This is a genomic window from Modestobacter sp. Leaf380 (genome assembly GCF_001424485.1).
Classification (GTDB): Bacteria; Actinomycetota; Actinomycetes; order Mycobacteriales; family Geodermatophilaceae; genus Klenkia.
Map to the genome: position 1 here is coordinate 439162 of NZ_LMQC01000012.1, position 21049 is coordinate 460210.

Below are 21049 nucleotides of genomic sequence, written 5' to 3' on the forward strand. Positions count from 1 at the left end.
CGGCGCTCCTCTGGTCTGGGGTGGTGCGGCGTTGCCGTCAGCCTCTCACCGTGCGCGACGGGTCACACCCGGGTCACGCGCGGCCCGACCGCGGCGAGCTCGGCGGCGGTGCGCTCGTCGAGCCCGGTGTCGGTGATGAGCAGGTCGACCGACTCGAGGTCGCCGAAGTGCGCGAAGTGGTCGTGGCCCACCTTGCTGTGGTCTGCCAGCAGCACGACCCGGCGGGCGGCGGCGATCATGGCCGTCTTGATCGCGGCCTCGGCCGGATCGGGGGTGGTCAGCCCGCGCTCGACGGAGACGCCGTTGGTGGCCAGCAGGGCGACGTCGACGTAGACCCCGGCCAGCGCGGACAGCGCCCAGGCGTCGACGGAGGCCAGCGTGCGCGACCGCACCCGGCCACCGAGCAGGAGCACGTTCAGGTTGGGGAACGCGGCCAGCTTGCAGGCCAGCGGCAGCGCGTTGGTCACGATGGTGAGCTCGCGGTCGGTCGGCATCAGGTCGGCCAGCCGGGCGGTCGTGGTGCCGGCGTCGATCAGCACCGCGCCGTCCTCGGGCAGCTCGGCGATCGCGGCCTTGGCGATCCGCTCCTTCTCAGCGGTGAGCACCACGTCGCGGGCGGCGACGGCGGGCTCGAAGCCCAGCCGTTCGACCGGGATGGCGCCGCCGTGGACCCGGCGGACGACGCCGACCCGCTCCAGGGCGGTGAGGTCCTTGCGGATCGTCTCCGGAGCGACGTCGAGCTCGGCCGCCAGCTCGGTGACCTCGACCCGGCCGGCGGACCGGGCGGCCCGCAGGATGTGCTCCTGGCGTTCCTCCGCGTACACGTGACCTCCTCGCCCGACCGACCGATGCAGCGTGTGTCTACGGCCACAAGTGGGCTCAGTCAAGCCGCACCGGGCGGATGCGGAACTCCGAGGGCCGTTCGGGGTCCCCGGCATGCCCGGATGGGCCCGCGTCCGGTCTCCCAGCGGGCGCACAGAACGCCTACCGTTGGTCCCGTGCCCACGCGTCCCGGCCCCGTCCGGTGGGTCTGGTACGCCCTGGGCGGTGGACTGCCCGCGGAGCACCGCGACTGGGTGCTCGCCGACACCACCCGGCGCACCTGGGCGGTGCGACACCTGGTCCGCGCGCTCGTGCAGCTGTCCCCGGTCCTGCTGGTGGTCCTGCTCGCCGTCCCGGTGCCCTTCGGGTTCCGGGCCGCCGCGGCCGGCGGTGGGGTCTTCCTGGGCCTGCTGTTCTCCGCGGCCTACATGGTGGAGACCACCGAGCACCGGGCGGTGAAGGCCGGCTGGCCGCCGGGCACCGCGGCCCGGGTCCGCGCCCGGCGGGCGGAGCGCGACTCGGTGGAGAAGCACGCCCGGTACCGCCGGGACGGCGCCGGCAGCTACGACTGACCGCCAGACTGGGGCCCCGCCCGCTCCCCCGGAGGTCCTCCGTGCACCCGCCCTGCCTGTCCCGACGAGCCCTGCTGGGCGCCGGCGGCCTGACCCTGACCCTCACCGCGTGCGGCGGCGTCCCCTCCGTCGAGGGGGCCGGCCCCGGGGACCCGATCACCGCCCTGGCCGACGTGCCCGAGGAGGGCGCCCTCGACATCGAGGTCGACGGCCGCCGGGTGCTGGTGGTGCGCACCGGGGAGGACGCCGTCGTGGCCTGGGACGCCGAGTGCCCGCACCAGGGCTGCCGGGTGCGGGCACTCGTGGGCGGCGGTCTGGGCTGCCCCTGTCACGGCTCGGAGTTCGCGCCGGACACCGGCGACGTGCTGGCCGGGCCGGCGACCACCGGCCTCACGCCGCTGGCGGTGTCCGTCCGCGGCGCCGACGTGGTGCTGGGCTGAGCTCAGTCCTCGACGCGGAAACCGATCTTCATCGTCACCTGGAAGTACTGGACGTCACCGTCGACGACCTGACCGCGGATCTCCTGGGTCTGGAACCACTCGATGTTGCGGACGGTCTCCGAGGCCTTCCGGACGGCGGTCCTGATCGCGTCGTCGACGCTGGTGGTGCTGCTGCCGACGATCTCGCTCAGCCGGTACACGTGGTCGCTCAACGGTTCTCCCACCGCAGGGCCACCGGTCGGACCCGGTGGCGGGACCCCGACCCTGGCACGGGACCGCGGCGTCCGCGCGGTGACGACGGGCCCGCGGACCGGCCCGGACGGAGCCCCGTGTCCGGATTGAACGGACGACCTTCCGCTTACAAGGCGGGTGCTCTACCACTGAGCTAACGGGGCGGGTGCGCCGCCGAGGTTACCGGCAGCCCCCGGCCCACCCGCGCTGGCCGACCCGTCGGCGGCGCCGCAGGATCGGGGCATGACGACCTCCCCCACCCCCACCGTGGCCGTGCTGGGCACCGGCACCATGGGCGCCGGCATGGCCCGCTCGCTGCTGCGCGCAGGGCTCCCGGTCCGGGCCTGGAACCGGGACGCAGCCAAGGCCCGCGTCCTCGCCGGGGACGGCGCGCAGGCCTTCGACGACGCCGCCGAGGCCGTCCGCGGGGCCGACGTCGTCCTCACCATGCTCTTCGACGCGGACTCCGCGATCGAGGTGGTGCGGCAGGCCGCCCCGGCGCCCGGGACGGTCTGGTTGCAGACCACCACGGTCGGCATCGAGGGCGCCGACCGCACCGTCGAGGTGGCCCGCGAGCTGGGCCTGGTGCTGGTCGACTGCCCCGTCCTGGGGACCAGGCAGCCGGCGGACACCGGCACGCTGGTGATGCTGGCCAGCGGACCCCGCGCCGACGTCGAGGAGCTGCTCGCCCCGGTGCTGGACGCGGTCGGCAGCCGGACGCTGTGGCTGGGCGAGGCCGGGCGGGGCAGCCGGCTCAAGCTGGTCGCCAACGCCTGGGTGCTCTCGGTGACCGCCGGCATCGCCCAGTCCGTCGCGATGGCCCAGGGGCTCGGGCTGGACCCGGCCGACTGGCTGGCGGCCATCGAGGGCGGCGCGGTCGACACGCCCTACGCCCACCTCAAGGGCCCGCAGATGGCCGCCGGGGAGTTCCCGGTGAGCTTCGCGCTGACCGGGGCCGTGAAGGACGCGCGGCTGATCGTCGCCGCCCTCGGCGAGGCCGGCGTGCAGGACCGGCTGACCGCCGCTGTCCTGGACACCCTCACCGCCGCCGCGGACAGCTTCGAGGACCCCTCCGCCGTGGACCTGGGCGGGATCGTGCGCGGACTGGCCTGACCCCGCTCAGGCGGGGCCCGGGGCGGCGTCACCCTGGATGTGCTCGGCCGGGTCGCTGTCGGTGCGGGCACCGGCGGTCAGCCAGCGGGCGAAGCCCTCCGGGTCGCGCCGCTCCAGCTCGTCCAGGGTGTCCTGCCGCCGTCGGACCACGTGCTGACGGGTGGTCGGCTCCAGCGCCGCGGACAGTGCACTCGCGGTGCGCTGCCACTCCCGGCCCAGCGCCTCCGTGGACAGCTCGGCGACCGGCGGCAGGCTGGGCGCCTCGTCGTCGTCACCCGGGCCCAGCGGCAGCGACGCCGAGGTCCCCGGCGCCGACCGACGGGTCCGCAGCGCGAGGACGACGAGGGCCACGCCCGCACCGGTCAGGCCCCCGACCGCGGCCAGCCAGCCGCCGCCGATCGCGGCCAGCCCGGCCAGGCCCAGGAGCACACCCACGGTCCACACGGCCGAGCGCCAGGCGGCCTCGACGGCGCGGCGACGGGCGTCGGGCACCCGGGACTCCCCGGCGATGCTGGCGCCGACGACCGCGGCCACAGCCGCGGCCAGCCCCACCGTGACCAGCTGGTGACCGGCCAGGCTGAGCCCACCCACGACCGCCACCGCCGCCGCCGGGGTCAGCAGCACCACCCGCAGCGCCCGTGCCGGGAGGTCAGCGACGGGCACGGGACCTCCGGGGCGGTCGGGGCGCGGGGCAGGGTCCGAGGACCCTGCGGGGACAGCCCGTGTTCGCAGCGGACCCCCGCGCCGGATGGGCTCCAGGGTGCGGTCTGTGGCCCTCGTCCGCCCGCCGGGGCGGCACCGGGCAGGATCGCCGTCCGTGGGGTCGTCGGTGGTGGAGCTGGGGCCGGGCCTGGCCGTCGTCCTCGTCGTGCTCGTGGGGCTGGCCGCGGCGGCGGGACGGGTGTCCGGGCTGGGTCAGGAACGGCCGCTGGTCCAGGCCGCGCTGCGGGCCACCGTCCAGCTCGCCGTCGTGTCGGTGCTCGTCGTGGCCGTGGTGCGGTCGCTGTGGTCCTCGGCGGCGTTCGCCCTGGTCATGCTGGTCGTCGCCTCGGCCACCTCCGCCGGCCGGGTCACCGGTCGCGGCGTCCGTTCGCCGGGACTGCTCCGGCGCACGGCCCTGCTGGGCCTGCCGATCGCGGCCGGCGTGCTGCCCGTGCTGACCCTGGTCCTCGCCAGCGGCGCCGTGCCGCTGCGCGGTGAGGCCCTCGTGCCGATCGCCGGGATCGTCATCGGCGGCACCATGACCGCCACCTCGCTGGCCGGCCGGCGGCTGCTCGACGAGCTGGAGCAGCGCGCCGGTGAGGTGGAGGCAGCCCTGGCCCTGGGGCTGCTGCGCCGCGACGCCGTGCTGGAGGTGGCCCGCCCGGTCGCCTCCACCGCGCTGGTGCCCGCGCTGGACCAGACCCGGACGGTCGGGCTGGTGACCCTGCCCGGTGCCTTCGTCGGCGTCCTGCTCGGGGGCGGCAGCGCCGTGCAGGCCGGCGCCGCCCAGCTGCTGGTCCTCGTGGGCCTGCTGGCCGCGGAGGTCGTCGCCGTCTGGGTGGTCACCGAGCTGGTCGCCGCCGGCCGGGTGCGCGCGGGCGGCTGACCGCGTCCAGACACCTCACAGCCCACGTGCAGCTCCGGCCCACGGCAGCGGCGCACCGTGGACTCCAGCGGGGGCACCGGCCCCCGGCCAGACTCGGAGGAACCACGTGAGCGAGCAGAACCGCCCGGCGGACGAGACCGGGCAGAACGGCGACCGGTACCCGACGCAGGGCCTGCCGCAGCAGTTCCCGGCCCAGCAGCCCCCGGCCCAGCAGCCCTCGACGCAGCAGTTCCCGGCGCAGCAGTTCCCGGCGCCCGGACCGCAGCAGGTGCCGCCGCACCAGGGCTGGACCGGTCAGCAGTCCACCCCCCACCCCGGCCAGGCGTGGGGGCAGCACCCGCAGCCGGCCCACGCCGGCGTGAGCGCCCCGGCCGGCGGCCAGCTGCCGCCCGCCTTCCAGCCGCCGCAGCCCACCAGGCGGGCCGGCCGGTGGAAGCTCGGCGTCGCCGGGCTGGTCGCGGGGGCGCTGATCGGCGGCGGCGCCGGGGCGGGCGTGGTGAGCCTGGTCGACCAGGGCGCCGGCTCCTCCCCCACTGCCACCTCCGCGCAGAACGTCGTCATCACCGACCCGCAGACGGCGACCTCGGCCACCGCCGCCGCCGCGAAGGCCGCCCCCAGCGTCGTCACGGTCTACGTCACCGACTCCTCGGGGGCCGGGTCCGGCTCGGGCGTCGTCCTCACCGACGACGGCTACGTGCTGACCAACAACCACGTCGTCACCCTGGACAGCTCCACCGGGGACGCCACCGTGCAGGTGCGCACCGCCGACGGCACGCTCTACGACGCCAGCGTCGTGGGCACCGACCCCTCCTCCGACCTCGCGGTGGTGAAGCTGGCCGACGCCTCCGGGCTCACCCCGGCCGCCTTCGCCGACTCCGACGACGTCCAGGTCGGTGACCTCGCGGTGGCCATCGGTGCCCCGCTGGGGCTCTCCAACACCGTCACCGACGGGATCATCAGCGCCACGGACCGGGCCGTCGCCACCGGCTCGGACACTGACGTGACCGTCATCGACGCCATCCAGACCGACGCCGCCATCAACCCGGGCAACTCCGGGGGCGCGCTGGTCGACGCCGCCGGTGAGGTCGTCGGCATCAACTCCGCGATCGCCTCGGTGGCCGCCGCGGACGTGCCCGGCCAGGAGTCCGCGCAGAGCGGGAACATCGGCGTCGGGTTCGCCATCCCGTCCAACACCGCCCAGCGGGTCGCCCAGGAGATCATCCGCACCGGGTCGGCCAGCCACGCGCTGTTGGGCGTCAGCGCCCAGACCGCGGCCCAGAACGCCGAGGTCGGCGAGGGCGCCCAGGTCGCGCAGGTCGCCGACGGCGGCCCCGCCGCCCAGGCCGGCATCCGGGTCGGCGACGTCGTCACCGCCGTCGGCGACCGCGCCATCACCACCTCCACCGAGCTCACCGCCGCGGTGCGCAGCGCCTCACCGGGGGACCAGGTCACCCTGACCGTCCGCCGCGGGGACAGCACCAGCACCGTCGACGTCACGCTGGGCACCGCCTCCAGCTGAGGCCCCGCCCGCCCCGGCATGGGATCCCTCGCATACGACGCGCGCTCCCTGCCGTATGCGAGGGATCCCATGCCGGGGACGTCGACGACGGACGAGGACCTCCGCACCCCACCCGGGTGCGGGGGTCCTCGCGTGTCCGGCCTCCTACGCTGGGCCCGGTGACGACGGCCCCCCTCCCGCTGACCGGCGCCCTCGACGACCCGGCCCGGGCCCGGGACCTGGCGAAGATGAAGCGGCTGGCGACCGGGCTCTTCGTCGTCGCCGCGCTGGTCTTCCTGGCGTGCGTGCTCGTCGGCGGCGACCGCACCTGGGTCGGCTACGTCCGGGCGACCGCCGAGGCCTCGATGGTCGGCGCGCTGGCCGACTGGTTCGCCGTCACCGCGCTCTTCCGGCACCCGCTGCGGCTGCCGATCCCGCACACCGCGATCATCCCGCGCAAGAAGGACCAGATCGGGGAGAGCCTCGGCGCCTTCGTGCAGGAGAACTTCCTGACCCGCGCCGTCGTCGACGAGCGCGTCGCCGCCGTGGACGTGCCCGGGAAGCTGGGCGACTTCCTGGCCTCCCCGGGCCGGGCCGAGCGGCTGGCCGGGGACGCCGGGGTGGCGCTCGGGGCCCTGGGCGAGCTGCTCCGCGACGAGGACGTCCAGCCCGCGGTCGCGGCTCTCGTGGACCGCCGACTGCGGGACACCCCGGCCGCCCCCGCCCTGGCCCGGGCCATCGAGCTGGTGGTGGAGGGCGACCGGCACCAGGAGGTGCTCAGCGCCGGGCTCAAGGCGCTGGCCGCCTTCCTGGAGGAGAACCAGGCCGTCTTCCGCGCCCAGCTCGGCGACGCCTCGCCGTCCTGGGTGCCGATCTGGGTCGACGACCGCCTGTTCGACCGGGTCTTCTCGCTGCTGCAGGGCTTCTTCGCCGAGGTCGGCGAGGACCCCCGGCACCAGCTGCGGGTCTCCTACGACCAGCGCCTCCGCGCCTACGTGCACGACCTGCGCACCGACCCCGCCACCGCCGCCCGGGTCGAGTCGCTCAAGGACGAGCTGCTGGACCACCCCGCCGTCCGCACCTGGTCGGGGTCGCTGTGGACCAACGCGAAGAACGCCGTCGTCACCGCGGCCGCCGACCCGGACTCCGAGCTGCGCGCCCGGGTCGCCGGGCTGATCCGACAGGCCGCGACGCTGCTGCAGACCGACCCCACCGTCCGCGACCAGGTCCAGCGGCAGACCCGCCGGGCCGCCGGCTACGTGGTGGACCGGTTCTCCGGCGACCTGGCCGAGCTGGTCAGCAGCACCGTGGCCCGCTGGGACACCGAGGAGACCAGCCGCCGCATCGAGCTGCAGGTCGGCCGCGACCTGCAGTGGATCCGGGTCAACGGCACCGTCGTCGGCGGGCTCGCGGGGCTGGTCATCTACACGGTCGCGCAGCTGCTGGGCTGAGGCGCACCGGGCTCAGCCCAGCGCGAAACCCGACCACTCGAAGCCCGGGGACACCACGCAGCTGACGAGCACCTCGTCCTCGTCCAGCGGGCGAGCACACTGCCGGACCCCGGCCGGGACCAGACCCTGGACGGCGTCGGGCCCCAGCACCAGGACGTCGTCACCCACCTGCAGCTCCAGCCGGCCGGGGCCGTGCCACAGCCACAGCTCGTCGGCGTCGACGGTGTGCCAGGCCGAGGACTCCCCCGGCGTCAGCAGGAAGAGGATCGCGGTGGCCCCGGGCCGCCCGCCCTCGGCGGCCGGCCCGGTCCAGGTGCGCCGGTACCAGCCGCCCTCGGGGTGCGGCTCCAGCCGGAGCCGCACCGCCGTCCCCGGCGTCAGCGGCGTGCGGAGGCCGCGGCGAACAGGGCGATGCCGGCCGCGACGCTGACGTTCAGCGACTCGGTGTCCTTGGTGATCGGGATCGACAGGACGACGTCGCAGCGCTCCCGGACCAGCCGGGAGAGACCGGCGCCCTCGGCGCCGACGACCAGCGCGACCGGGTCGGCCAGGCCGTCGTAGTCGTGCAGGCTCATGTCGCCGTCGGCGGCCAGGCCGACGGTCTGCAGGCCGGCCTCCTGGTACCCCTGGACGGCGCGCGCCAGGTTGACCGCGCGGGCCACCCGGATGCGGGCCGCGGCACCGGCGCTGGTGCGCCAGGCGGAGGCGGTCATGCCGACCGCACGCCGCTGCGGGACGACGACGCCGTGCGCGCCGAACGCCGCCGCGGAGCGGACGACGGCGCCCAGGTTGCGCGGGTCGGTGACCCCGTCCAGGGCGACGATCAGCGGGGCGACCTGGCTGTCCCGGGCGATGTCGAGCAGGTCCTCGGGGTGCGCGTACTCGTAGGGCGGGACCATCAGGCCGATGCCCTGGTGCAGGGCGCCGTCGCTCATCCGGTCGAACTCGGCGCGGCCCACCTCCAGCAGCGGGAGGCCGCGGGCGGCCGAGAGCTGCACGGCCTCGGCGATGCGCTCGTCGGTGCCGCCGCGGCTGGTGTCGCCGGTGACGACGTAGAGCGCCGTCGCCGGGATCCGGGCGCGCAGGGCCTCCACGACCGGGTTGCGGCCCAGCAGCAGCTCGGGGGTCTCCTCGTTGCGCCGCTGCACGCGGGCCCGGCCCTCGCGGCGGACCGCGACCTGCCGGGCCTTCTTGTGCGCCGGGTGGTAGGGCCGGTCCTCGGCCTTGGGGGTCGCCCCCCGCCCGGCGAGGGACCGCCGGTTCTTGCCGCCGGTCCCGCCGGTCGCCGTCTTCTTGCCGGCGCCTTCCGAGCGGCCGCGTCGTTGGCTGTTGCCCGCCATCAGCGGGTCACCTCTCTCCGTGCTGCAGTCCGTCCGGCCGCGCTCACCGGGTGAGTTCCCAGCGGGGACCGGACGGGGTGTCCTCGACGCTCACGCCGAGGGTGGTCAACTGGTCGCGGATGGCGTCGGCCGCCGCGTAGTCCTTGCGCGCCCGGGCGGCCGCGCGCTGGTCCAGCGCGAGCCGGACCAGGCCGTCGGTGACCTCGGCGAGCCGCTCGTCACCGCCGGCCTCGGTCCACTGCGGGTCCAGCGGGTCGAGCCCGAGGACCCCCAGCATGGCCCGCACCGAGCCCAGTGCAGCCGCGACCGCGGCGTCGTCGCCGGCGGCCAGGGCCGAGTTGCCCGCCGTGACGGCCTCGTGCACCGCGGCGATGGCCGCCGGGGTGGCGAGGTCGTCGTCGAGCGCGGCCGTGAAGTCGGGGTGCAGCACCGGCTGACCGGCGTCCGCCCCGACCCGCTCGGCCGCGCGGCGGACGAAGGACTCCACCCGACGGTAGGCCTGTCCCGCCTCGGCCAGGGCGGCGTCGGTGAACTCGATGGTGGAGCGGTAGTGCGGGGCGACCAGGTAGTAGCGCAGCTCGACCGGCCGCACGCGGGTGACGACGTCGTCGACGAGGGCGGTGTTGCCCATCGACTTGCTCATCTTCTCCCCGCCCAGGGTGACCCAGCCGTTGTGCAGCCAGTACCGGGTGAACCCGTCGCCGGCGGCCTTGGACTGGGCCTGCTCGTTCTCGTGGTGCGGGAAACGCAGGTCCAGCCCACCGCCGTGCACGTCGAACTCGGCGCCCAGGTACTTCTCGGCCATCGCCGAGCACTCCAGGTGCCAGCCGGGCCGGCCGCGGCCCCACGGCGTCGCCCAGGACGCCGTCTCCGGGTCGGTGGGCTTGTGCGCCTTCCACAGCGCGAAGTCCCGCGGGTCCTTCTTGAGGTCCTCGCTGTCGGAGTCCGCCGCGGGCAGCAGGTCGTCCAGCGCCTGGCCGGTGAGCTCGCCGTAGGCCGGCCAGGACCGGACGTCGAAGTACACGTCGCCACCGGCGGCGTAGGCGTGCCCGCGCTCGATCAACCGCTCGATGAGAGCGACCATCTCCGGCACGTGGCCGGTGGCCCGCGGCTCGTAGGTGGGCGGCAGGGTGCCCAGCACCTCGTAGGCCCGGGTGCAGGCCAGTTCGTTGCGGTAGGCCCAGTCCCACCACTCGACGCCGGCCGCGGCCGCCTTGGCCAGGATCTTGTCGTCGACGTCGGTGACGTTGCGGACGAAGGTGACGTCGAGGCCGGCGTGGGTGAACCAGCGCCGCAGCACGTCGAAGGCCAGCGCGGCACGCACGTGCCCGATGTGCGGGGGGCCCTGCACGGTGAGGCCGCAGACGTACATGGAGACCCGTCCCGCACGCAGGGGCGTGAAGTCGCGCACGGCACGCGCGGCCGTGTCGTACAGGCGGAGGCTCACCGGGCGGAGTGTACGGACGCTCCCGTCCGGTCCCCGGTGCCGCCTGGGTAACGTGCACGGGATGCCCGCACCCGGCGCGCCCGCGCCCTCTCCCGGCCCCGACCGGTCCCCCGGTCTGCTGGGACTGGTCGTGCAGGCCGGTCCTGACGACGACGGGCTCCGGCTGCAGGGCCGCCCGCTGCTCGCGCACGCCGTCGACGCGCTGGCCACCGTGCGCGGACTGGACGTGCGGGTGCTCGGCCGGGGCGCCGGCGGGGCCCGCGGACTGGACCCGGACGGGCCCTGGCGGCAACTGGCGACCGGCGGGCTGCTGCTGCACGACGCGCACTGCCCGCTGCTGCCCGGGTCGGCGGTCCGGGAGGCCGTCCAGCTGCTGTCCGCGGCGGGCCCGGGCGCGGTGCTGGTCGGCGTCCGGCCGGTCACCGACACGATCAAGGAGGTCGTCGACGGCGCCGTCGTGGGCACCGTCGACCGGGACGCGCTCAGCGCGCTGGCCTCCCCGCTGGTCATCGGCGCGGACCTGCTGGACGGCCTCGCGCGGCGGCTGCCCCGGGCCGGTCAGCTCACCGACCTCACCGCGGTGCTCGCCGCGCTGGACGGGTCGGCCAGGCTGGTGCCGCACGAGGTGCCCTCGGCCGGACGACGGCTCAGCGACGCCGACGACGTCGTCCTGATGGAGTGCCTGCACGGCCTGCGTCGCACCCTGCGGGAGCGGTGAACCACCCGCGGCAGCTCAGCGGCCGCGGACCAGCGCCCAGAGCTCGGCGGTGAGCTTGGCCGGCTGGCGCAGCAGCGCACCGGGCAGCTCGCGCACGAAGCGGGCCGGGTCGCGGCGGGCCCGGCGGACCATCCGCTGCGGCTTGCTGGTGACCCGGTGCTCCAGGTCGTGCAGGTAGGCCGGCACCATCGAGCGCGGGGCGACCTCGACCACGTGGCCGCACGCGGTGCACGTGGTGGTGGCCAGCAGCCGGCCGACGTGGCGCAGCTCGTGCTCCACCGTGCGTCCGCAGGCCGTGCAGGTCAGCTCGGCGTACTCCTGCTCCACGGTCAGCCCCCTCCACCCGACGACGCAGTGCCCAGCCGGCGCAGGTCGAAGGACACCCGGGCCAGCAGGGCCTCGGCGAGGAACAGGTCCTCGGCGTAGGTGATCTTGATGTTGGTGGACGTGCCGGGCACGTTCTGGATGGTCACGTCGGGGGCGAACCGCTCGACCGACGCGGCGGTGTCCGACCCCTCGAAGCCGGCCTGCGCCGCGGCCCGGTAGGCCTCGACCAGCACCGGGGCCACGAACGCCTGCGGCGTCTGCACCCCGACGGCCTCGCCGTCGCGGACCGAGAGCCCGGCCCGGTCCAGCAGCACGGACTGCCGGCGGCCGGGGACGGCGCCGCCGTGCGCCCGGGCCGCCTCGACGATCTGCCGGAACAGCGTGGGGCCGCTCAGCGGACGGGCGGCGTCGTGCACGACCACCACGTCGACCTCCCCCTGCTCGATCATCGGCAGCAGCGCCTGGACGGCGCTCCACTCCGAGGCGTGCCGGCTGGCCCCGCCGACGACGACCCGCACGTCCCGGCCGGGGGCCTCCCGGGCGAGCACGGCGTGCGCCGCGTCGACCTCGTCGGCCCGGACCACCAGCACCACCGGACCGATGCCGGGGTCGGCCGCGGTGGCGTCCAGCGTCCAGACGAACACCCGCCGTCCGGCCAGGGACAGGAAGACCTTGTTGGTCGAGTGGCCGGTGCGGGAACCCGAACCCGCCGCGAGCAGCACGAGGGCTGCCCGCGGCGGGGTCGGCTGGCCGGTCACCCGGCCAGCCTAGGGCTCCCCGGTCAGGCCCGGACGCCGCCCAGCGCGGCGACCAGGTCGGCCTCGGACGGCGCGGTGCCGGCCGGGGTCGCGTCCTGCAGACGACGCAGCGCCACGATGGCCGAGTCCTCGGCCAGCTCGACGTCGGCGTAGGTCAGGTACGTGCCGGCCGGCACGTCCCGGACCAGCCGGGCGTTCGCGACGACCCCGAGGGGCACCCGCTCGTCCCGGGCGAAGTCGCCGGCGTCCTCGATCATGCCGTGCACGTGTGACCCGCCGACGCCCTCGAGCACGGTGCCCGCGGTGAGGTCGGACTTGGTGACCGCACCGACCTCGGCGGTCCAGAACTCCGAGGTCAGGCTGGCCCGCCGGTCGATGACCATCTCGGCGACCGTGAGCGGCGCCTCGACGCTGGCCAGGTGGTACGGGCGGTACAGCGCGAAGTACGGGCCGGCGCCCATCTTCAGGTAGCTGAGCTCGTGGTTGACGTACGGGTCGTCGGTGCGGACGACGACGAAGACGCCGGGGGCCACCGGGCCGGTGCAGTAGTCGACGACGCCGGCCTTCTCCAGCACGCCGCCGTCCTCGACCAGGGCGAAGGTGTCCTGCAGGGTCGCCACCGTGGAGGGCGGGCCGTGCATGCCCTTGGTGGAGACGCCCAGGCCGGTGGTGTTGGCCAGCGCGGCCATCTCGATCATGGCCTTGGAGCCGTCCACGAAGCTGCAGAGCATCTTCGGGTTCATGCCCTTGGCCTCGGCCTCCTCCTCGAGCGAGGCGGGGGTGGCCTGGGCGTTCAGCGGGTTGTTCTTCCCCTTGCCGGCCATGACCACCTCCATCGAGAGGTCCCGGGCGTAGTCGACGAGGATCTTGCACTCGACCGGCTCGTCGCCGCGGCAGATGGAGTAGATCGCGTTCTGCGAGGTCGCGAGGTCGTGCAGCAGGCGGCCGATCGTCACGTCGGACTCGACGTTGAGGGTGGCGATGTCCATGCCGGCGAGCAGGCAGCGGACGGCGACCTGGGCGCCGATCTCGGGCACGCCGGTGGCCTCGACGACGACGTCGACGGGCAGCTCGGTGAGCAGCGAGAGGTCGTCGAGGGCGACGGCGCCCCCGGACTCGATGACCCGGACGACCTCGTCGACGTCCCGGCTGACGACCGGCGACTGGCCGGTGCCCTCGAGGGCCTCCGACGCGCGCTCGGCGACGACGTCCACGACGACGGAGACGTGCACGCCGGTCATCCGGTGCGCCTGGGCGGCGAAGCCGCGGCCCATCTGGCCGGCACCGACGAGGGCGATGCGGACCGGACGGCCGCGCTCGGCGGCCAGGGCGGCGAGCCTGGAGCTGTAGCTCATGAGCGGTCCTCGGGGGAGGCGACCGGACCGGCCGGTCGCAGGATGCGGAAGGTGTCCCCGGCGGAGGGGACGACCAGGGTGTCGACGGGCAGGTTCACGTCACCGGGCATGTCGGCCTCGGGGGCGCCGTTGGCCTTGAGGTCGATGTGGCCCAGGTTGAGCAGGTTGGCCTCGACGACCGAACCGACGGCGAGCACCGGGATGCGGGCACCGCCCAGCTCGATCACGTCGCCGGTGCGCGGGCCGGCGGTGGCCACGGTCGCCTCGTGCAGGGCGGAGAAGTCGTGCAGCTCGACGGGTGAGTCGACGCCGAAGAAGACCAGGATCCCGTGGCCCTCGACGAACGTGGCGACCTGCTCGCCGACCGCGGTGACGGTGGAGGAGTAGAGGACCTCCTCCTCCACCGTCACCGGGGACTCCGTGGTGGAGGAGGTCACTTCTCGACCACGTCGTTGACCCCGACACCGGACACGAAGATCTCCTCCTTGATGAAGGAGGCGAGCGGTCCGGCCGGCGAGGTCGCGTGGACGTCGACGGTCATGACCTTCTTCATCGGGTAGACCCCGACGCGCGCGGTGCCGCCGCAGTCGATGACGGCCACGGCGATCTTGTCGAACGGGGCCGAGCTCTTGAAGCCGTCGAAGGCCTGGCCACCGGTCAGCTCGGCGATCCGGGCGGCCACCGGGTGGATGCCACCGCCGGTGACGCTGTAGATCAGCGGCTTGTCGGCGGTCGGGGTGATGACCAGGGGGCCGCCCCAGCCGCCGCGGCCCTTGCTGATGGTGACGGACTTGTAGTCGGACATCGGGTGCTCCTCCTGCGGGGTCGCTTCGTGCTCGGGCGGCGTGGCCAGGTCGGCCACGCCGCCGGTGGATCAGTTGGACGAGTACAGGCCGAAGCTCGCGAAGTAGGCGATGACGACGGCGATCGGACCGGTGATCAGACGACTGAACAGCACCGCCGGGACACCCGCCTCGACGGTCTCCGGCTCGGCCTCACCCAGGGCCAGACCGACCGGGATGAAGTCGCAGCCGACCTGCGGGTTGATCGCGAACAGGGCCGGGAGGGCGTACTGCGGGGGGATGTCCCCGGCGCCGATGCGGGTGCCGAGCAGCACCCCGACGACCTGCGCGATGACCGCACCCGGGCCGAGGACCGGGGACAGCACCGGGATGGCGCAGAAGACGCAGATGGCCAGCAGGCCGATCAGGCTCGACGCCAGCGGGGCGACGAAGTTGGCCAGCACGTTGCCCAGGCCGGTGTAGTTGACGATACCGACGATGACCGAGACGAAGGCCATGAACGGGATGATGTTGCGGATGACGGTGTCGATCGTGTCGCGACCGGCCTGGTAGAGGACGCCGACGACGCCGCCGACGGCCTTGCCCACGCGGACCAGCACACCGCTGGCCTTGCCCATCACCGAGGAGCCGCCACTGGTGGCCTTCTCGTTCTCGACGGTGGTGCTCATGCCAGTGCTCCCTCGGTGCGCGTGGTGTTGCGGGCCAGCAGACGCGTGGTGATCAGCTCGGTGACCACACCGCGGATGAGGATCACGACCAGGCCGACGAGCAGGAAGCGGACGGCGAGGTCGCCCAGGCCCAGGCCCAGGGTGGTGATGCCGGCGGCGATGCCGTAGTAGACGAAGAGCTCACCGGGGTTGGCGTGCGGGAACAGGCCGAGGATCGGGTGCACGAAGGACACCGACGAGTCGTAGAAGGCCGGCTTGTACTTCTCGGGCAGGAAGCGGCCCATCGTGTAGCACATCGGGTTGGTCAGGAAGAAGACCGAGAGCACCGGGAGCAGCAGGTACCGGACCGGGTACCACTGGATGCCCGGGCGGGCGGCCATCGCGCCGAAGCGCTCGATCCGCTCGATGCCGATGGCCCGCACCAGCGCGTTGACCGCGGTCAGCAGGACGATCAGCAGCGGGATGATGCCGACGAGCAGGCCGACGAAGTTGTCGGCGCCTGCCTGGAAGAGGCCGATGAACCACTCGGCGGCGTGGGCGAGGACACCGAAGAAGCCGGTGGGGTCCTCGGCCTGCGGTGTCTCGGCTGCCAGTACTGACATGGCGTGCGTCCCTCTCTGGAACGTGGCAGGGGTGGGGGGTGCGCGGGCACGGTGCGGGGACCGTCCCCGTGGTGCGGTGGGTCGGCCGTTCAAGTGGTGCTGGGGGGGGTGGTACTGGGAGGTGGTGCTGGGAGGTGGTGCTGGGGTCGGTGCCGGGGTGCGGGGTCGTGCCGGTGGGTCACACCGGTCCGGCGGCCCCGACGGTGGTGGGGGTGACCTGCGGCCCGGCGGTGCTCGTGGCACCGGGCTCGCGGGCAAGGGCGGCGCGGAGCATCCCGGCCGCCTCGCGAGCGGCGGAGCGCTCGGAGTCTGTGAGGCCCTCGATGGGGCGGTCGCCGGCCACCACCGACAGGCGCAGGCCCACCAGGGCCGGCACCGGGTGGGGGCGGGCGGCGGTGGTGAAGCCGCGGAGGGAGAAGGCGCCGGTGACCCGCTTGTCGGCCACCGAGAGCGCGACGAAGGCGATGCCGCCGCGGTAGCGACGCCCGCCCTTGCCCACGGCGGTGGCGCCCAGCGGCCGCAGCCGCTTGAGCTCCTGGGTCCAGGCGGTGGTCTGCTTGGCGGTCAGCCACAGCTGGAGGACGGTGCCCACCACCACCGGGATCAGCAGCATCCACAGGCTCATCGGAGGGTCTCGCTCTCGTCGGTGTCGGTGTCCTCGGACCGGCCCAGCGCGAGCACGGCACGGGCCAGGCTCTCGTCGCAGACCAGCACGTCGATCAGGTGGCCGCGGAGGGCGCCCAGGACGCCCGCGGCCTTGACCCGTCCGCAGGCGACGCCCACGACGGTCGGGATGGCGGCCAGCTCGGCGAGCGTCACCGCTAGCACCCGCTCGTGGACGGCGCCCAGCACGGGCTGGCCGGCGGCGTCGAAGTAGCGCGCGGCGATGTCGCCGACCGGCTCGGCCTTGCGCAGCTGGGCGGCCTCCTCGGCGTCCAGCGCCAGCGCGGTGAGCACCGAGGCCGAGGACCCGTGGGTCGGCGTCCCGATGCCGACGAAGGCGATGTCGGCGCGCCGGGCCTCGGCCAGGGCCTGCTCGACCGAGGCCTCCTCGGCGAGCGCGTCGCGGGCGCTGGCGGTGGTCAGGGTGGCCGGGGCGTGCAGGTAGCGGTAGGAGGCGCCCAGCCGGGAGGCCAGCTCACGGACCAGCTCGTGGCCGGAGACCTCGTTGTCCACCGCGGACAGCCCACCGACCAGCTGCACCAGCCGGACGGCGTAGTCGTGCTCGGCGGTGGTCTGCCAGACCATGGACTGCAGGGCACTCCCCCAGGACAGCGCCACGGTCATGCCGTCGCGGAGCTCGCTGAGCAGGAAGCGCCCGGCCTGGGTGCCGACCTGCTGGTCGGCGTTGCCGACGGCGGTGCGCTGGGCGACCCGGACCGACCGCAGGCCGAAGCGGGTCTGCAGCGCGGTCTCCAGCTCGCGGTCGCGGCCGGCCGGGTCGTTGACCCGGATCTCGACGACACCCTGCTCGACGGCGGAGGCGAGCATCCGGGAGACGTTGCTCCGACTCGTGCCCAGCCGGGTGGCCACCTCGGCCTGCGAGAGGTTCTCCAGGTAGTACAGCCGCGCTGCGGCCACCAGCGACTCGAGTTCTCGGGGAGCGGGCATCGTCACCTCCGTTCAGCTTCGGCGCACCGTTGTGCGCGAGGCACAGTGGCATGTGGCGCCAGTCACCTGCAAGCCCCTTGCGCACGTTTTCTCAATTTTCCTGCACATCGGTGCACACGGACCCCACGGCACCGGATCTCCACCGACCCCGGACGCGCGTCGGGGCGGTCAGGCGGCGGTTCAGCCGGTCGGACGGGCCGTCTTCGCCAGGTGCAGCCAGGTGTCGACGACGGTGTCCGGGTTCAGCGACATGGACTCGATGCCCTGCTCGACCAGCCACTCGGCCAGGTCCGGGTGGTCACTGGGGCCCTGCCCGCAGATGCCGACGTACTTGCCCCGCGCCAGGCAGGCCTTGATCGCCATCTCCAGCACCGCGAGCACCGCCGGGTTGCGCTCGTCGAAGGAGGCCGCGACCAGGCTGGAGTCGCGGTCCAGCCCGAGCACCAGCTGGGTCATGTCGTTGGAGCCGATGGAGAACCCGTCGACGTGGTCCAGGAAGGCGTCGGCCAGCAGCGCGTTGGACGGCAGCTCGCACATCATCACCACCGACAGGTCGTTCTCCCCGCGGACCAGCCCGTGCGAGGCCAGCAGCTCGACCACGCCCTCGATCTCGGCCACGGTCCGCACGAACGGGATCATGATCTTGACGTTGGTCAGGCCCATCTCGTCCCGGACGTACCGCAGCGCCTCGCACTCCATCGCGAAGCACTCGGCGAAGTCCGCCGACAGGTACCGGGAGGCGCCCCGGTAACCCAGCATCGGGTTCTCCTCGTGCGGCTCGTACAGCTCGCCGCCGACCAGGTTGGCGTACTCGTTGGACTTGAAGTCGCTCATCCGCACGATGACCGGCTCGGGGGCGAACGCCGCGGCGATCATCGAGATGCCCTCGGCCACCCGCTGGACGAAGAACTCCCGCGGCGAGGAGTACGCGGCGATCGCCTCGCTGATCTCCTCGCGCAGCCGGCCCTCGAGCTGGTCGTGGTCCAGCAGCGCCCGCGGGTGGATGCCGATCTGCCGGTTGATCACGAACTCCAGCCGGGCCAGCCCGACGCCGGCGTGCGGCAGCCGGGAGAACGCGAAGGCCTGTTCCGGCGTCCCGACGTTCATCATGATCTTGGTGGGGATGTCCGGCATCGCGTCCAGCCGGGTCTCCTCCACCTCGAAGTCGACCAGCCCCTCGTAGACGTTGCCGGTGTCACCCTCGGCGCAGGAGACGGTGACCTCCTGCCCGTCGGTCAGCGTGCGGGTGGCGTCCCCGGTGCCCACGACGGCCGGGATGCCCAGCTCGCGGGCGATGATCGCGGCGTGGCAGGTGCGCCCGCCGCGGTTGGTGACGATCGCCGAGGCCCGCTTCATGATCGGCTCCCAGTCGGGGTCGGTCATGTCCGCGACCAGCACGTCACCGCGCCGGAAGTCGGCCATCTCCTCGATGTCGGAGAGCACCTTGACCGCGCCGGCGCCGATCTTCTGCCCGATCGCCCGGCCCTCGACGATCACCGTGCCGGTGCCGGTCAGCTTGTAGCGCTCCAACGAGCTGCCGGCCCGGGAGACCACCGTCTCCGGGCGGGCCTGCAGCACGTACAACTCGCCGTCCCGGCCGTCCTTCCCCCACTCGATGTCCATCGGGCGCCCGTAGTGCTCCTCGATGGTGAGCGCGTACCGGGCCAGCTGCAGCACCTCGTCGTCGGTGAGGGAGAGCTTCCGGCGGTCGGCCTCGTCGACGTCCACGAACTCCGTCGTCCGGCCGACGGTGGCGTCGTCGGTGTAGACCATCTTGGTGGCCTTGTCCCCCACCCCCCGCTTGAGGACGGCGGCCTTCCCGGCCCGCAGCGAGGGCTTGTAGACGTAGAACTCGTCGGGGTTCACCGCACCCTGCACGACGCCCTCCCCCAGCCCGTAGGCCGAGGTGATGAAGACCGCGTCGGGGAACCCGGACTCGGTGTCCATGGTGAACATGACGCCGGAGGAGCCGATGTCCGAGCGGACCATCCGCTGCACCCCGGCCGACAGCGCCACCGCGTCGTGCTCGAAGCCGTGGTGCACCCGGTAGGCGATCGCCCGGTCGTTGTAGAGCGAGGCGTAGACCTCGCGGATCGCGGTGAGCACCGAGTCGATGCCGCGCACGTTGAGGAAGGTCTCCTGCTGCCCGGCGAAGGAGGCATCGGGCAGGTCCTCGGCGGTCGCGCTGGACCGGACGGCGAAGGACAGCTCGGCGTCGTCGCCGGTCAGCTGTTCGTAGCCGGCCCGGATGTCGGCCTCCAGGTCCTCGGGGAAGGGCTGGTCCACCATCCAGCCGCGGATCTCCCGGCCGGCCGCCGACAGCGACCGGACGTCGTCGACGTCCAGCGAGGCCAGCTTCGCGCTGATCCGCTCGGCCAGCCCGGTGTCGCCCAGGAAGTGCCGGTAGGCCGCGGCGGTGGTGGCGAACCCGTCGGGCACCCGGACGCCGGCGTCGGCGAGGTGGGAGATCATCTCGCCCAGCGAGGAGTTCTTGCCGCCGACCTCCTCCAGGTCGCCCATGCCCAGCTCGGCGAACCAACGGACGTTCTGGGTGCTCGCACGCACGGTGCTCACGGGGTGCCTCCTGGGGTGGGGGTGCTCCCGGCCGGGGTCCGGCCGGGGCGGCGTCGCTTGAGGGTCTGCAGGACGACGGCGGCGATCTCCTCCACCGAGGAGCTCGACGTGTCGATGGTCGGCAGCCGGTGCCGGTCGTACATGGCGGTGGCCTGCCGGAGCTCTCCGCGGCACTGGGCCTCGGAGGCGTAGCGGGAGTTGGGGCGTCGTTCCTGGCGCACCCGGGACAGCCGGGTCACCGTCGTCGTCAGCCCGAAGCACTTGGCCGCGTGGTCCTTCACCGGACGGGGCAGGTCGGTGGTCTCCAGGTCCTCGTCGACCAAGGGGTAGTTGGCCACGAAGAGCCCGTGCTGCAGGGCCAGGTACATGGCGGTGGGCGTCTTGCCGCACCGCGAGGGGGCCAGCAGGATCACGTCGGCCCGCTCGATGGCCCGGAAGGTCTGCCCGTCGTCGTGCTCGATGGCGAACTCGACCGCCGCCATCCGGTCGTTGTAGCGCCGGACGTCGCCGACCCCGTGCAGCCGGCGGGCCTCGCGCAGCCCCCGGACACCGAGCAGGTCCTCGACCCGGGCCATGTGCATGCCGAAGAGGTCGATCACCGGGGCGCGGGTCCGCAGCAGCTCGGCCCGCACCTCGTCGACGACGGCGGTGCAGAACACCAGCGGCTGGGCCGGGCCGTCCCCGGCCTCCTCCATCGCCCGGTCGAGCTGGGCGACCACCTCGCGAGCCTGCTCCACCGTGCCGATGAACGGGATCATGGTCCGCTCGAAGACCAGCTCGGGGAACTGGATGAGCAGCGCGTTGCCCATGATCTCCGCGCTGATCCCCGTCGAGTCGGACAGGAAGAAGACCGGGACCGGGGGCACCTCCGGGAGCCCGGTCACCCGTGGATCCCGGCGGGGACCGACCGCGCGCGCGGACGACCGCACTGACGACCGCACTGACGACCTGGCACAGCTGCTGCAGACACCGGCACCTCGAGACCTCGGGACAGCCATCCTGCGGGCTGCCGACGACACCGGCAAGAGGCGCACGACCCGCGGGGACGGTCAGGGCCCTCCCGGGACGACGCTGTCCCGGGAGGGTGTTCGTGGGGCCGCCGCCGGCCGGGCGTGAGCACCGGCCGGCGGC

The 21049-nt window shown here is 74.1% G+C and carries 24 protein-coding genes and 1 tRNA gene; 7 read left to right on the plus strand and 18 right to left on the minus strand.

Features of this window, described 5'->3' with window-relative positions; all coding sequences use genetic code 11:
• Window positions 1-62 precede the first annotated feature (62 nt).
• Window positions 63-824 carry a DeoR/GlpR family DNA-binding transcription regulator gene (locus ASG41_RS10135; protein WP_056293431.1) on the minus strand — a complete coding sequence of 254 codons (762 nt, stop codon included), beginning with the start codon at window positions 822-824 and terminating at the stop codon, window positions 63-65.
• Between the two features lie 174 nt (window positions 825-998).
• Here ASG41_RS10135 and ASG41_RS10140 point away from each other — a divergent pair, with 174 nt between their 5' ends.
• Window positions 999-1394, plus strand: a complete 396-nt coding sequence (locus tag ASG41_RS10140; protein WP_056293433.1) for a DUF5313 family protein — start codon at window positions 999-1001, stop codon at window positions 1392-1394.
• A 41-nt stretch (window positions 1395-1435) separates the two neighbouring features.
• Window positions 1436-1834, plus strand: coding sequence for a Rieske (2Fe-2S) protein (locus tag ASG41_RS10145; protein WP_056293436.1), 399 nt, complete (start codon window positions 1436-1438; stop codon window positions 1832-1834).
• A gap of 2 nt (window positions 1835-1836) precedes the next feature.
• Here the strand turns inward: ASG41_RS10145 and ASG41_RS10150 are convergent, their stop codons facing one another.
• Together ASG41_RS10150 and ASG41_RS10155 are read right to left on the minus strand one after the other, a co-directional pair.
• A complete protein-coding gene (locus ASG41_RS10150) occupies window positions 1837-2046 on the minus strand; it encodes a dodecin (protein ID WP_056293440.1) in 210 nt (69 codons plus the stop codon).
• A gap of 111 nt (window positions 2047-2157) precedes the next feature.
• Window positions 2158-2229: transfer RNA gene (locus ASG41_RS10155), tRNA-Thr, on the minus strand.
• A 79-nt stretch (window positions 2230-2308) separates the two neighbouring features.
• Between ASG41_RS10155 and ASG41_RS10160 the strand changes: the two genes are divergently transcribed.
• Window positions 2309-3178 (plus strand): NAD(P)-dependent oxidoreductase, encoded by an 870-nt coding sequence (locus ASG41_RS10160; RefSeq protein ID WP_056293444.1) that lies wholly within the window; start codon window positions 2309-2311, stop codon window positions 3176-3178.
• A 6-nt stretch (window positions 3179-3184) separates the two neighbouring features.
• Here the strand turns inward: ASG41_RS10160 and ASG41_RS10165 are convergent, their stop codons facing one another.
• On the minus strand, window positions 3185-3841 hold the full coding sequence (locus ASG41_RS10165) for a hypothetical protein (RefSeq protein WP_056293448.1): 657 nt from the start codon (window positions 3839-3841) through the stop codon (window positions 3185-3187).
• A 154-nt stretch (window positions 3842-3995) separates the two neighbouring features.
• Here ASG41_RS10165 and ASG41_RS10170 point away from each other — a divergent pair, with 154 nt between their 5' ends.
• The 3 genes from ASG41_RS10170 to ASG41_RS10180 all read left to right on the plus strand — a co-directional run bounded on the left by ASG41_RS10170 (window position 3996) and on the right by ASG41_RS10180 (window position 7715).
• Window positions 3996-4766, plus strand: coding sequence for an ABC transporter permease (locus tag ASG41_RS10170; RefSeq protein WP_200938816.1), 771 nt, complete (start codon window positions 3996-3998; stop codon window positions 4764-4766).
• 106 nt (window positions 4767-4872) lie between these two features.
• Window positions 4873-6285, plus strand: a complete 1413-nt coding sequence (locus tag ASG41_RS10175) for a trypsin-like peptidase domain-containing protein (RefSeq protein ID WP_082556761.1) — start codon at window positions 4873-4875, stop codon at window positions 6283-6285.
• Between the two features lie 158 nt (window positions 6286-6443).
• On the plus strand, window positions 6444-7715 hold the full coding sequence (locus ASG41_RS10180; RefSeq protein WP_056293451.1) for a DUF445 domain-containing protein: 1272 nt from the start codon (window positions 6444-6446) through the stop codon (window positions 7713-7715).
• 12 nt (window positions 7716-7727) lie between these two features.
• Here ASG41_RS10180 and ASG41_RS10185 read toward each other — a convergent pair whose 3' ends face one another.
• From ASG41_RS10185 to cysS, 3 genes are read right to left on the minus strand one after another with little or no spacing between them, the layout of a single operon-like run.
• A complete protein-coding gene (locus ASG41_RS10185; RefSeq protein WP_235564694.1) occupies window positions 7728-8078 on the minus strand; it encodes a cupin domain-containing protein in 351 nt (116 codons plus the stop codon).
• A 14-nt stretch (window positions 8079-8092) separates the two neighbouring features.
• On the minus strand, window positions 8093-9055 hold the full coding sequence (gene rlmB / locus ASG41_RS10190; RefSeq protein WP_056293456.1) for a 23S rRNA (guanosine(2251)-2'-O)-methyltransferase RlmB: 963 nt from the start codon (window positions 9053-9055) through the stop codon (window positions 8093-8095).
• Window positions 9056-9098: 43 nt separating this feature from the next.
• Complete coding sequence (gene cysS / locus ASG41_RS10195) at window positions 9099-10502, minus strand: cysteine--tRNA ligase (protein ID WP_056293460.1); 1404 nt, start codon at window positions 10500-10502, stop codon at window positions 9099-9101.
• A gap of 61 nt (window positions 10503-10563) precedes the next feature.
• Between cysS and ASG41_RS10200 the strand changes: the two genes are divergently transcribed.
• The gene (locus ASG41_RS10200) at window positions 10564-11220 is read left to right on the plus strand and encodes a 2-C-methyl-D-erythritol 4-phosphate cytidylyltransferase (RefSeq protein ID WP_056293463.1); all 657 of its coding nucleotides are present in this window, start codon (window positions 10564-10566) and stop codon (window positions 11218-11220) included.
• A 15-nt stretch (window positions 11221-11235) separates the two neighbouring features.
• On the opposite strand, the gene ASG41_RS10205 is transcribed toward ASG41_RS10200, so the two are convergent.
• From ASG41_RS10205 to ASG41_RS10255, 11 genes are all read right to left on the minus strand, one after another.
• Entirely contained in the window at window positions 11236-11547 is a 312-nt protein-coding gene (locus tag ASG41_RS10205) for a hypothetical protein (RefSeq protein ID WP_056293466.1), read from the minus strand.
• 2 nt (window positions 11548-11549) lie between these two features.
• The gene (locus tag ASG41_RS10210; RefSeq protein ID WP_056293470.1) at window positions 11550-12305 is read right to left on the minus strand and encodes a 2-C-methyl-D-erythritol 4-phosphate cytidylyltransferase; all 756 of its coding nucleotides are present in this window, start codon (window positions 12303-12305) and stop codon (window positions 11550-11552) included.
• Window positions 12306-12328: 23 nt separating this feature from the next.
• Window positions 12329-13660 carry an NAD(P)H-dependent oxidoreductase gene (locus ASG41_RS10215; RefSeq protein WP_056293475.1) on the minus strand — a complete coding sequence of 444 codons (1332 nt, stop codon included), beginning with the start codon at window positions 13658-13660 and terminating at the stop codon, window positions 12329-12331.
• The gene (locus ASG41_RS10220) at window positions 13657-14097 is read right to left on the minus strand and encodes a PTS glucitol/sorbitol transporter subunit IIA (protein WP_056293479.1); all 441 of its coding nucleotides are present in this window, start codon (window positions 14095-14097) and stop codon (window positions 13657-13659) included. The genes ASG41_RS10215 and ASG41_RS10220 overlap by 4 nt, the downstream gene beginning before the upstream one ends.
• Window positions 14094-14465, minus strand: coding sequence for a PTS sorbitol transporter (locus ASG41_RS10225; RefSeq protein WP_082556853.1), 372 nt, complete (start codon window positions 14463-14465; stop codon window positions 14094-14096). Before ASG41_RS10225 ends, ASG41_RS10220 begins: the two co-directional genes overlap by 4 nt.
• A 69-nt stretch (window positions 14466-14534) precedes the next feature.
• Window positions 14535-15131 (minus strand): PTS glucitol/sorbitol transporter subunit IIB, encoded by a 597-nt coding sequence (locus ASG41_RS10230; RefSeq protein WP_082556762.1) that lies wholly within the window; start codon window positions 15129-15131, stop codon window positions 14535-14537.
• Window positions 15128-15733 (minus strand): PTS glucitol/sorbitol transporter subunit IIC, encoded by a 606-nt coding sequence (locus ASG41_RS10235; protein ID WP_082556763.1) that lies wholly within the window; start codon window positions 15731-15733, stop codon window positions 15128-15130. The genes ASG41_RS10230 and ASG41_RS10235 overlap by 4 nt, the downstream gene beginning before the upstream one ends.
• Window positions 15734-15911: 178 nt before the next feature.
• Window positions 15912-16358 carry a transcriptional regulator GutM gene (locus ASG41_RS10240; protein WP_056293488.1) on the minus strand — a complete coding sequence of 149 codons (447 nt, stop codon included), beginning with the start codon at window positions 16356-16358 and terminating at the stop codon, window positions 15912-15914.
• The gene (locus tag ASG41_RS10245) at window positions 16355-17344 is read right to left on the minus strand and encodes a sugar-binding transcriptional regulator (RefSeq protein WP_056293492.1); all 990 of its coding nucleotides are present in this window, start codon (window positions 17342-17344) and stop codon (window positions 16355-16357) included. Before ASG41_RS10245 ends, ASG41_RS10240 begins: the two co-directional genes overlap by 4 nt.
• A 180-nt stretch (window positions 17345-17524) precedes the next feature.
• On the minus strand, window positions 17525-19918 hold the full coding sequence (gene ppsA / locus ASG41_RS10250) for a phosphoenolpyruvate synthase (RefSeq protein WP_235564697.1): 2394 nt from the start codon (window positions 19916-19918) through the stop codon (window positions 17525-17527).
• Entirely contained in the window at window positions 19915-20802 is an 888-nt protein-coding gene (locus ASG41_RS10255; protein WP_056293496.1) for a pyruvate, water dikinase regulatory protein, read from the minus strand. The genes ppsA and ASG41_RS10255 overlap by 4 nt, the downstream gene beginning before the upstream one ends.
• Between the last annotated feature and the right edge of the window lie 247 nt (window positions 20803-21049).